6 protein-coding genes and 2 pseudogenes are annotated in these 11843 nt (G+C 71.6%); 3 read left to right on the top strand and 5 right to left on the bottom strand.

Features of this window, described 5'->3' with window-relative positions; translation table 11 throughout:
* The first annotated feature begins 155 nt into the window (after window positions 1-155).
* Window positions 156-3060 (top strand): annotated as a pseudogene (locus PV963_RS06230) (ATP-binding protein).
* Between the two features lie 11 nt (window positions 3061-3071).
* Here the strand turns inward: PV963_RS06230 and PV963_RS06235 are convergent.
* Window positions 3072-3638: a hypothetical protein gene (locus PV963_RS06235; protein WP_274814580.1), complete on the bottom strand. Its 567-nt coding sequence runs from the start codon at window positions 3636-3638 to the stop codon at window positions 3072-3074.
* Between the two features lie 110 nt (window positions 3639-3748).
* On the opposite strand from PV963_RS06235, the gene PV963_RS06240 reads away from it, so the two are divergent.
* Window positions 3749-5737 carry a GDSL-type esterase/lipase family protein gene (locus tag PV963_RS06240; protein ID WP_274814581.1) on the top strand — a complete coding sequence of 663 codons (1989 nt, stop codon included), beginning with the start codon at window positions 3749-3751 and terminating at the stop codon, window positions 5735-5737.
* 18 nt (window positions 5738-5755) lie between these two features.
* Here PV963_RS06240 and PV963_RS06245 read toward each other — a convergent pair.
* Window positions 5756-7161 (bottom strand): annotated as a pseudogene (locus PV963_RS06245) (MFS transporter).
* 424 nt (window positions 7162-7585) lie between these two features.
* Between PV963_RS06245 and PV963_RS06250 the strand changes: the two are divergent.
* Window positions 7586-7753 (top strand): LuxR C-terminal-related transcriptional regulator, encoded by a 168-nt coding sequence (locus PV963_RS06250; protein WP_425540877.1) that lies wholly within the window; start codon window positions 7586-7588, stop codon window positions 7751-7753.
* A 122-nt stretch (window positions 7754-7875) separates the two neighbouring features.
* Here PV963_RS06250 and PV963_RS06255 read toward each other — a convergent pair whose 3' ends face one another.
* The 3 genes from PV963_RS06255 to PV963_RS06265 all read right to left on the bottom strand — a co-directional run bounded on the left by PV963_RS06255 (window position 7876) and on the right by PV963_RS06265 (window position 11833).
* The gene (locus PV963_RS06255) at window positions 7876-9273 is read right to left on the bottom strand and encodes a cytochrome P450 (protein WP_274814582.1); all 1398 of its coding nucleotides are present in this window, start codon (window positions 9271-9273) and stop codon (window positions 7876-7878) included.
* Between the two features lie 119 nt (window positions 9274-9392).
* Window positions 9393-10499 (bottom strand): FAD-dependent oxidoreductase, encoded by a 1107-nt coding sequence (locus tag PV963_RS06260; RefSeq protein WP_274814583.1) that lies wholly within the window; start codon window positions 10497-10499, stop codon window positions 9393-9395.
* Between the two features lie 170 nt (window positions 10500-10669).
* Window positions 10670-11833 carry a substrate-binding domain-containing protein gene (locus tag PV963_RS06265; protein ID WP_274814584.1) on the bottom strand — a complete coding sequence of 388 codons (1164 nt, stop codon included), beginning with the start codon at window positions 11831-11833 and terminating at the stop codon, window positions 10670-10672.
* Window positions 11834-11843 lie beyond the last annotated feature (10 nt).

Genomic DNA, 11843 nt, shown 5'->3' on the forward strand with positions numbered 1-11843 from the left:
GCAGCAGACTACCCGAAAGGCTGAGACCCGAACCGCTTCCGCGGAAAGTTCACCCTCTCTGTCGACCTCCTGTTCCGACCCGGCCAAGGGGCTTGCACGAGGGCGTACGCTCGCCCCGTCACGGCGGGGAGCAACGACAGGAAGCGGTAGACCACATGGCCCATGGGCTGCGGCAACCGAACAACGAAGACCGGCCTCTACTCGAACGCGACGAGGAACTCCAGGCCGCCGACCAGGCGTTGGAGGGCCTCCGTGACACCGTCGACGGCCTGCCCCAGGTACCGCGCGGCGGATTTCTCGCCTACACCGGTGAGGCCGGGCTGGGCAAGACGACACTCATCGCGGCGGTGCGCACCCGCGCCGCCGCCCTGGGGTTCACGGTGTTCTCCGGCAAGGGCGGCGAGAGCGAGCGGGGGATGGCGTTCCGCGTCGTCCGCCAGGCCATGCAGCCCATCCTGGCCAGGATGAGCGAGACGGAGCTTCGGGGTTTCCTGGGCAGCTGGTACGACATCGTCGGCGCCGCGCTCGGTCTGGAGGCGACCGACCCCGCCCGGATGCCGGACCCGACCGGAGTGCGCGACGGCCTCGACTGGGTCATGACGCGCCTGACGATGCTGAACTCGCCTGTCGTTCTGCTCCTGGACGACCTGCACTGGGCCGATGCCGAATCCCTGGACTGGCTCGCCTCCTTCTTGCCCAGGGTCGCGAACCTCCCGCTGCTGATCGTCGTCGGCTACCGGCCCGACGAACTTCCGTCCGACGCGACCTCTTTCCGTACGCTCGTCGAACGCCACGAGCAGCGCCCGCACGTGCTGTCCCCGCTCGGCGAGGCCGGTGTGGCGCGGATCATCAGGGACGAAGTGGGTGAGGAAGCCGAGGACGAGTTCTGCGGCGCGTGCTGGACGGCCACCGGCGGAAGCCCCTTCGAGGCCGTCGAACTGGCCATCAGGCTCCGTGAACGGAAGGTGAAAGGCACCCGGGACGAAGTGCCCGAGATGCAGGACCTCGCCGCGGCGGTCAAGGGCCCCGGCCTGATCGAGCGCCTCAAACGGCTCGGTCCGGGCACCATCCGCTTCGCGTGGGCCGGCGCTGTCCTGGGTGGGACCTTCTCACCGGAGGTCGCCGCCGACCTCGCGGTGCTCGGCAGCGAGGAGGCCGTCGAGGCGGCCGAGAAGCTGCGCGCCCGCCGCATCCTGGCGGACGCCGACGAGCCCCCGGGCAGCCTGGAGTTCGTCCACCCACAGATCGCCACGACCGTCTACCGCGACATCCCTCCGGGCCTGCGGGTCGGCATGCACAACGCGGCCGCCGATGCCGCCCAGACGGTCGGGTCCGACCCCACCGTCGCCGCCCGGCACCTGCTGGAGGTTCCCTGCGACGGCCGGCCCGAGGCGGTCGCGTGCCTGCGCGCCGCCGCGCGTGAGTACCTCCGCGCCGGGGCCCCGGAGGCCGCCCGGCGCGTGCTGACCCGGGCGCTGCGGGAACCACCCCCTGCCGAGGACCGCGCCGCCCTTCTCCACGAGCTGGCCTGCTCGACCTTCCTGATCGAGCCCACGGCCACGGTCAGCCACCTCCGGGAGGCACTGAGGGAGCCGGGACTCGACCCCGACCTGCGCGCCTCCATCGTCTACCGGCTGACCCAGGCGCTGGCCCACACCGACCGGCTGACCGAGGCCGCGACCGTGGCCGCCGACGAGGCGCGCCACCAATGCGCGCGTCAAACTGCGCATGCAGGCCGACCACTTCGTATGGAGCGCGTTCCGCACCGACGAGCCCGACTCCGCCGCCCGCTCACGCCGACTGGCGCGGCTGGCGGACAAACTGCCCCGCCGGGGCCTGGAGGAACGCTACATCCTCGGTCTGCGGGCATGGGACGCCCTCGTGCGCGGCGAGCCTCGGCGGACCGCCCTCGGGTATGCCGAGGAGGCCCTCCGCGGCGGGATGAGCTGGACCGACGAGAACCGCGGCTTCGAGGTGCCCGTCGCGGTCGCCCTGCTGTTCATGTACTGCGACCAGCCACGGCGGGCCGAGGAGCTCTTCGCCGAAGGTATGGCCGAGTGCGAGCACATGGGGTGGCGCGGCTCCCATCTGGCGCAGGGCCAGACGCTCCTGGGGTATATCCGCTACCGCCGTGGCTGCCTGCCCGAGGCGGAAGAACTCGTCCGGGCGGGGCTGAACACCGCCGAGCGCGTCGAAGGAGCGGTGCCCGCCCAGTGGTTCGCCATCGGCATTCTCATCCAGACCCTGCTGGCCCGGGGGCGGACCGGCGACGCACGCCGGCTCGCCGACAGCTACCACTACGGCGACATGGTGCCCAACGCCGTCATCTTCCCGGATCCCCGCACGGTGTACGCCGACCTGCTCCTGGCGGAGGGGCGACTCCCTCAGGCGGCGCGGCTGTTGTCCAAGGTCGGGGACTGGCTGGAGGCGCGGGACTGGCGCAACCCCGCGTGGTGCCCCTGGCAGCTCGGACTGGCCTCGGCACTCGCCCGCACCGCCCCTGACGAGGCGGTCCGCCACGCCGAGGACGCCGTCAAGCGGGCCCGGGACTTCGGCGCGGCGTCCGCGATCGGCCAGGCGCTGCATGTCCAGGCGGAGGTGACGGGCGGGCAGGCGGCACTCGATCTGCACGCGCAGGCCGTCGACCATCTGGAGCAGTCGCCCGCCGCGTACGAACTGGCCCGTGCCCTGGTGGGCCACGGCGCCGCGCTGGCCCGCAACGGCCATCTGCACGACGCCGCCGACCGGCTCTACCAGGGCCTGGAGGGTGCGGTGCACTGTGGTGCCGAGGGTCTGGCCGCCCGGGCCAGGCGGGAGCTCTCCGCCGCGGGACTACGCCCGCTGCCCCTGCGCTACCCGCAGACGGACATGCTGACGGCCCAGGAGCGCAAGGCCGCCGAGATGACGGCCCTGGGCCACCCGGCATCGGTGGTCGCGAAGGACCTGCGGCTAACCGAGCAGGGCGTACGGCAACTGCTGTCCTCCGTGTACCGAAAACTCGGCACGGACGCATCCGGCCTCCCCGACGCCCTGTCGAACCGCTCCCGACACGGGCGGTAGCGCCAGTTCCCTCACCGCTGCCTCGAGTTGTGCCGCGCCCGATGCCCCATCGACTCCCAGAACCTGCGCGGCTCCGTGAGGTTCGTGCGGCGCTGGGGTCGGGCCAGGTTCAGGAGCAGCAGCACACATGTGCGCGCCCACAGCGGCTCGCGGAGCGCGGGGCGGTTCCCGTGCCCCTGCGGCTGCGCGCCGCCAACACGAACGTCGACCGATGCCGCCGACGACGACGTACGTACGGCGGAAGCGGCGGTCCCGCAGGTCCTCCATGAGCACGGAGCAGAGCTGGTCGCGACCCACGACCCGGCCGAAGATGCCGCCCACGGTCCGAGCAGCGCGCCGAGGAACGTCAGCATCAGCAGCGTCACATAGCCGGCGCTCTTGCGGACCCGCCAGGTCCTGGTCCGGTCGTAGCCCTGCCGCATCAGCCGGCGTCGGTGCAGCGCGCGGCGCACGCCGAGCCCGTCGCGGAGCGTCCGCCCGAGCAGCCGCGGCGCCTCGCGGGGCAGCAGGACCCTGGAAGCCTTCGGGGACCCGTCACCCTGCCGTACCCCGTCGCACCGGATCACGCGGGACCGCACACGCAACTTTCGTCCGTGCGGGACCACTTGACGCTGAACCGTTTCACTGGTTCCCTCGAAAGGCTGCTCATGGGAGCGCTCCCAACCACCCGCACGTGAAAGGGAACCCCGTGCAGACCTCCCCCCACCCCTCCCCCAGACGCACCCTGCCCGCTCTCCTCGCCGCCGTGCTGCTCGCCTGCCTGCTGTCCCTGGCGGGCGGCTCTCCCGCGCAGGCCGCGGCGGGGGACGGCTCGGTGTCCGATCCCAACATCACGTATGTCGGACGCTGGGACACCTCCTCCGGTACCGCGGCCGTGCCCAACTGGACCGGCGCCTACCTCCAGACCGGCTTCACCGGCACCACGGTGAAGGTCAGGGCCAGGAACGCGGTCAACTTCTACGCCAGCATCGACGGCGGCCCCGACGTCTTCCACGCCGGGGTGCGCGGCACGGTGAACCTCACTCCCCGGCCGCTCTCCCCCGGCACCCACACCCTGCGCCTGTCCTACCGCTCCGGTGACACCGTCTTCCAGGGTCTGGTCCTGGACTCCGGTGCGCGGACCGTCGCCGCCGGCGCCCCGTCCGGGCTGGTCGAGTTCGTCGGCGACTCCATCACCGCGGGAGCCCTCACCGACAGGCTGGCGCTGGACTCGTACGCCTGGAAGACCGGGGAGCGGCTGGGGATGCGGCACACCCGGATCGCCCGGTCCGGGTACTGCCTGGTCGCGCAGTCGGGGTGCACCGGTCTGAGCGGGCAGTTCTTCAAGACGGCCAGCACCGGGGGCGCGGACTGGGACTTCTCCCGGTACCGGGCCGACGCGGTCGTCATCAACCTCGGCACCAACGACATCGGGCGCGGCGTGTCCGGCGCCGCCTTCCAGTCGGCGTACACCACGTTCCTGCGGGACGTGCGCGCCAAGTACCCCACGGCGCACCTCTTCGCGGTGCAGACGCTGAAGAAGCGCTACGTCACCGAGACCAGGGCCGCCGTGAGCGCCCGCAACGGCGCCGGTGACGCCCGGGTCCACTACGTCGACACCACGGGCTGGCTCACCGACGGCGCCGACTACGAGGACGGCAACGGACATCCGAACGAAGCGGGTCACACCAAGTTCGCCGAGCGCTTGGCCCCGGTCGTCCGCGCCCGGCTCGGCAGCGGCACCACCGTGAAGGCGGCGGCTCCGGGACAGCCCGGCGACCCGAACATCAAGTTCGTCGGCCGCTGGGACACCACCAGCTCCGCCACCGCCTACACCCCGTACTGGGCGGGCGCCTACTACCGGGTCGGCTTCACCGGCAGGACGGTCAAGCTGAAGCAGCGGGGCACGATCGACCTGTGGGCGCGGATCGACAACGGGCCGGTGAAGTTCTACGACGACGTCAAGGGCACGGTGAACCTGACCCCGACGGCCCTCGCCGCCGGCAACCACACCCTCCAGGTCAACTACCAGGTGGTCGCCGGTTCCTACCGGGGCGACGCGGTGTTCCAGGGGCTGGTCCTCGACAGTGGTGCGACCACCTTCGCACCGCCGGCCCCGGCCAAGCTGGTCGAGTTCGTCGGCGACTCGATCACCGTGGGCACGACGTCCTCGCAGAACGCCCGTACCGCGTACGGCTGGCTGATCGGGGAGCGGCTGGGCGTCGAGCACACGCAGATCGCGCAGGGCGGTGCCTGTCTGGTGGCCGCGCCGGACGGATGTGTGGGTCTTGAGCGGCAGTTCACCAAGCTCAACCCGAACGCCGCGACGCCCGACTGGAACTTCTCCCGCTACCGGGCCGACGCGGTCGTCATCAACCTCGGCACCAACGACGTCGGACACGGAGTGAGTTCCGCGCAGTTCCAGTCGGCGTACGGCAGTCTGCTGCGCAAGGTCCGCGCGGCGTATCCGCAGGCGTGGATCTTCGCGCTGGAGACGTTCCGCGGGCGGTACGTCCCGCAGACCGAGGCCGCGGTGAAGGCCGCCGTCGCCGGCGGTGACGCGCGGGTCTCCTTCGTCGACACCACCGGGTGGCTGGGCTCGGGCGATCTGACGGACTCGGTGCATCCCAACGACCGGGGGCACCGGGTCATCGCCGACCGGCTGGCGCCGGTCATCGCCGCGAGGATCGGGGGGTAGGAGGCTCGGGGGCGGGCCTCACATCGGGCCGGGGCCCGCCCCTCCCTTGAGGCGTTCCAGGTCGGAGGGGCGGACCTGGATGACGATCAGGGCGATCAGCGCGGCGACGGCGGTGAAGATCGCCGCCATGATGAAGGAAGCCGAGACGCCGGAAGTGAGGATCTCGTCTGACCAGGGTTTCGGCAGTTGCCCGGTGCGTTCGAAGCGCAGGCGCTCGGCCGGGGTCGCCTGCTGAAGAAAGAGCGGGATCTGCTTCTCGGCCTCGTTGGTGCTGGCCGTGCCGTACATGGTGACCAGGATGGACAGCCCGAGGGAACCGCCGACCTGCTGGGTGGCGTTGAGCAGCCCGGAGGCCGCGCCGGTCTCCCGGGTGGAGACGTTGGAGAGCGCCATGAGGGTGAGCGAGACGAACTCCATGCCCATGCCCAGGCTGAAGACGAGCATCGGCCCGAGGACGCTGCCCGCGTAGGTGGAGTGGACGTCGGTCAGGGTGAGCCAGGCCAGTCCGACCGCGGCCAGGAGCGCACCCACCACCATGAACGGCTTGGGGGGAACCGCGAGGCCAGCCCGGCGCCGATCGCGATGACCGCGCTGACCGGCAGGAACGCGAGCCCGGCCTGCAAGGGGCTGAAGTCCAGCACGTTCTGCACGAAGAGCGTCAGGAAGAAGAACATGCCGAAGATCGCGGCGGCCAGGCACAGCATGATGCCGTACGTGCCGGCGCGGTTGCGGTCGGCGAACATGTGCAGCGGCGTGATGGGCTGTCTGGAGCGCCGCTCGATCAGGATGAAGCCCGCCAGGACGACGACCGCCGCGGCGAACGAGGCGAGGGTGAGGGCGTCGCGCCAGCCGTCCTGCGCGGCTCTGATGAATCCGTAGACGAGCAGCACCATGCCCACGGTGGAGGTCAGCGCGCCGGTGATGTCGAAGTGCCCCGGGTGCCGTTCGGACTCCCTGATCCAGCGGGGGGTGGCGAGGGCGATGAGCAGCCCGATCGGGACGTTGACGAAGAGCACCCACCGCCAGTTCAGCCATTCGACGAGCACCCCGCCGGCCAGCAGCCCGATCGCGCCGCCGCCCGCGGAGACCGCGGCGAACACCCCGAAGGCCCGGTTGCGTTCCGGTCCTTCACGGAAGGTGGTGCTGACCAGCGAGAGGGCGGTCGGGGACGCGATGGCGCCGCCGACGCCCTGCAGGGCGCGTGCGGCGAGGAGTTGGCCGGCGTTCTGGGCGAGCCCGCCGAGCAGGGAGGCGAGCACGAAGAGCAGCACGCCGAAGATGAAGACGCGCCGCCTGCCCAGGATGTCGCCGACCCGGCCGCCCAGCAGCAGCAGTCCGCCGAAGGTGAGGGTGTAGGCGTTCACCACCCAGGACAGGCTGGTGGTGGAGAAGTCCAGGGAGCGCTGGATCTGCGGCAGCGCGATGTTCACGATCGTGATGTCGAGGACCACCATCAGCTGGCACGAGGCGATGACCAGAAGCGCCATCGCATTTCCGCCACCACCGGATTCCCTGGTGGTGGTCGCCTGTGGTGAAGCCGGCTGCGGGCTGCTGCCTGCGGTGTCCACCGTTCGACGGTACGCCCGCGTCCTGGGCCTCACCACTCGATCACGAGTTCGCATTGGACGCGGTCGTCGCCGAGGCCGACGGCAACGGTGACATGGTGGCACGTGCCGTGGCGTGCCGCCCCGCCGTGGCCGCGATCGGCGTGGACTCCCAAGGAGGGCGAGGAGGTCGCCGTCCGGGGCGAGCTGCGGACGCGGCTGCCGGAGTGCCGACTGCTGCTGATGATGGCCTCGACGACACCTGGACGCGGGGGCGAACCCGCTGACCCCGCGCGAGGTGGGGGTGCTGCGGCTGACCGCCGACGGCTCTCCCACCCGGGAGATCGCCGAGCGGCTGCGCCTGTCCGTGGCGACGGTCCGCAACCACCTGTCGGTGATCACCAGGAAGACGGGCGGACGCAATCGGAGTCGCCCTGTCCCGAGATCTCTGAGGAGGTTCCGGGATCTCTGACGAGCACTCCAGAACGGGCCGCCGCGCAACAGCACCGTTCGTCACGCGTGCGGCGTGAGACCGTCACCCCCGGAGCGGGAGGAACGGCGATACGGCATGGGCGTTCCGACTCGGCCTCCCGGTCACCGGCCGCCGCGGATCAGGCCCGTCAGATAGCGCCACAGCGAGGAGCGCTGCCGGGCGGACGGGTCCGGCAGGACCTCCTCGGCCACCGGCGCGGGACCATCGGCCGGCGGCCGCGCGGGCGCCGCGGAGAGTTCGTACCGCACGGGCAGCGAGCGCAGGCCGCGCATGAACGGGGAGGAACGCCAGGGCAGTTGGTCGGCGGGCAGGGCGAGGTCGAGGTGGTCGAACCGCTCGAACAGGCGCCCCACACCGGCCGCCGCGACCGTCGAGGCGAGTTCCCGCGCCGGGCACTGGCGCGGTCCGGCTCCCCAGGACAGGTGCGCCCGGGTGCTGATGGTGGTGCCGGAGGCGACGTGGTCGGCGAAGAGCGGGTCGGCGTGCGCGGCGGCCGAGGAGACCCACACCGGGTCGCCGGCCCGGATCGTGTAGTTGCCGAGCGGGGTGTCCTGGGCCGCGAAGCGCGGGACGAAGTTCACCAGGGGCGGCTTGCGCATGACCACCCGGTTCATGGTCTCCCGGACCATCCCGGCGGACAGGCTGGCGCGCACGCTGCTCTCGCCGGAGATGACCTCCACGACGGTGTTGGAGATGAGGATGCCGACGTGGTCGGAGGTCATGCCGAGCAGCATGAACAGCTCGCGGGCCAGATGGTCGAGCGACAGGTCCGGGTGCGCGGCCAGCAGGTAGGAGGGGAAGTCGTCACCCGGCTTCTCCAGCTTGGTCGCGGCCAGTTCCGCCAGCGTCGCGAGCAGGCGCTCCAGCGCGGCCTCGGCGTCCGGGCCCGCGTCGAGCACGCGCCACATGTCCATCAGCGCGTCGTCGCCCTGGGAGCCGGGGAAGCCGAGCAGATGGCTGGCCACCATCAGCGGCAGCGGCCGGGAGAACTGTGCGGACAAGTCCGCCACGCCCGTCTTTCCGCCCTGCCCGACCAGGGTGATCAGCTCGTCGGCGTAGGCGGTGACGGCGGCCTTGAGGCGCTTGGCCTGGGGGTGGCGCGGGTCCTGGAACGGCTTGAGGGCCACGTCCCACGCCGTCCGCAGCGGCCGGTATCCGGGGCCGCCCTGGATCAGGATGTGGTTGACCTCCAGGGACGGGCCGAGCGGCCAGTCGGCCGGTACCCGGCCCTCGGAGCGGGCGCGCCAGTTCTCCAGCCCCTTCGGGAAGCCGTCGTTGTCCTGGAGCACCTGGAGCGCCTCGCGGTAGCCCAGGACCAGCCAGGCGGGGACGCCGAGCAGATCGACCGGCGCGACCGGGCCGTGCTGCTGCCTCAGCCGCTCGTACACGAGCGCGGGGCGCGTCTCGTAGTCCCGGGTCAGCAGCGGTTGGGGACTCAATGCCTCCAACCGCGTGTCGTCCAGGTCCACGGATCCACCGTCACCCCACTGGGATTCCATCTCTTGCCACCCTCCGACACGCCCCGTACCGGCACGCCATCAGCCGGTAACCGGAAACGGTGGGGACCCTACCCCAGGCGCAACCGGCGGGTAACGACGGGGGTGGTTCCGGTTGCGTATCAGGCGGCCGTGTAACCGAGTTGGCGCCGCATGTAAGGCGTCATGAGGGTCTTCGCCTTGGCCAGTGTGGTGGTGCGGCTGCCGAGGACCGCGGACTCGCCGCCCGGTACGGGCAGCACGGTGAGTCCGTCGGCCGGGCCGAACGGCACGATGAGCGGGGTGCGCTGGATCGGCCGGTAGAAGCGCGGCTCCTTGCGGTGCTTGCCCGAACTCTGGAGGTAGGCGCGGATGTTGTGGGCGGCTATGTCCGCCTGGGCGAGGGCGGCGGGGGTGATCTTGAGTTCGCTGACGTCGTTGACGTCGCCGACGGCGAACACGTCCAGCCTGCCCTCGACCCGGAGCGTCCGGTCGACCTTGACGTGTCCGTCCCTGTTCAGCCAGTCACCGTGTCCGGCCAGGCGGAGCCAGAGCGTGTTGGGTGTGGTGCCCGTCGCCCAGAAGGACAGGTCGGCCTCGATGACGGTGCCGCGGCCGTCGCGGTAGGTGCCGAAGTCGTTGCCGGGCGACATGAACGAGTCGAGCCGTACCTCGATGTCGTGGGACTCCAGCCATGCGAGGGCCTTGCGTCCCGGCCGCGCGCTGCCCGTGGAGTCGAGCAGGGCCGGTCCGGAGTGGGCGAGGGTGACCCGGGCGTCCGGCCGGGCGAGGCGGATCTCGGCGCTGAGTTCGACGCCCCCGGGGCCGCCGCCGACGACGAGGACGTGCTCGGCCGTGGCGACGTTGCGCTGGTGTTCGGCGAACGACTTGGCCGCCTCCTCGACGGTGGTGCCCACGAAGCGGGCCGGCTCGGGGTAGTCGGCGCCGGTGGCGATCACGACGACGTCGTAGGGCAGCCGCTCGCCCGTGGCGAGGACGACCTGCCGCTCGGCGGTGTCGATACGGACGGCCTTGCCCGCGACCACCCGGCCGTGGTGCAGCAGCCGGTCGTACGGGATGAAGGGCGTGTGCGTCCACTCGGAGCGCACACCCGCGCGCAGGGAGGCGACGCGATGAAAGAAGACCTCCTTGCGGTCCACCAGCGTGACCCGGGCCGTCCCGTCCAGCCGCTTCGCCAGCCGGACACCGCCATAGCCGCCGCCGATCACCACTACGTCGCCGTCGTGCACGCCCAGTCTCCTGTGCCTGGTGGGGGGTTGCGAGTGCCGCCGTGGAACGGGCCCCGCTCGGATCGACCCCCGGCGGCCACTCGACTGACGGTGAGATTAGCCCTTGAAACTTAAAGGGATTCCGAGGTTCCGTGCATGTTTCGTGAAGAGATCGGCACCGTGATCGGACGTCACTTCCCCCAGATCTTCCGGTACGCCTCCCGGTAGCCCGACGGGTCCCAGCTCGTGGCGCCGTCGCTGTTGCCGGCCGTGGCGATGTGGACGGGGGCCGTGTACCCGCTGGCCGGGCGGCCCGAGAAGGCGCGGTTGAACTCGTCGACGATCTGCCAGCCCTGGAGGGACAGCGGTTCGGGCACGGTGGCGGCCTGGTACTGCCTGCTGTTGATGCGCTGGAAGGCGGACGGGTCGCCGTCGCCCGCGCCGATGTTGTAGGGCGGCCCCGAGCCCTTCTCGCCGGCGGCGCGGAAGGCGGGGGCGGCGTCGGCGAAGTACAGGTCGTTGATGGCGACGGAGTGGGTCCACCGGTCCTGGAACCGGGAGAGCAGCGAGGAGATCTCCCGCGGGGTGCGGCTGCTCGCGTCCGGGATCGGGATGTTCTCGACGGAGAGCAGCCGCACCCCGCGGCAACTGGTGAGTTCCTTCCTGATCAGGTCGGACTTGTTCCTGGCGAAGGGGATCGACGCGTCGGTGATGAGCACGACGCCGGCACGGCCGTCCGAGTCGGAGATGATCCACTGCGCGCTGATGCGGGCCACGTCCTGGACGCGGGTGGTGACGTTGGTGAAGAGGTCGGGCTGCCTGCTGGGGCCGGGTTCGGGGACCGCGTGCCAGCCGATGAGCGGGATGCCCTGCGCGTTGGCCCGGGCGGCCTGTTGTGCCGTCGAGTCGGGGTCGAAGCCGCCGATGACGATGCCCGAGGACCTGAGGGCCACGGCCTCGCTCATGGCCGCCTGGATGCCGGCCGGGGTGCCTCCGCCGTCGATGACCCGGACGTTCCACCCGATGACCCGCGCGGCTTCCCGCACCCCCCTCGCGGCGCCCGCGACGCCGGGATTGGTCATCGTCTGGGCGACGTAGACGATGGTCTTTCCGGACACCGCCTCCGGGCCGCTGGTGGGTCCGCCCCAGGGGATGTCGGTCCGCTCCGCCCGGGTGACGGCGGCCCGGGCCCTGGCCTGGACGTCGGGGCAGCCGCTCGGGCCCGTCGCGGTCTCGTCGGCGCCGTCCGACGAACCGCGTTCGCAGCCGACGAGGGCGGTCGCCGTCACCAGCAGGGCGCAGCAGGCGAGCCGCACGGTGCGGACTGCGGGGGCGGCCTTGCGGTTGCGGTGCACGGGGACTCCT

This window comes from Streptomyces coeruleorubidus, from assembly GCF_028885415.1.
In the GTDB taxonomy this organism is placed as follows: domain Bacteria; phylum Actinomycetota; class Actinomycetes; order Streptomycetales; family Streptomycetaceae; genus Streptomyces; species Streptomyces coeruleorubidus_A.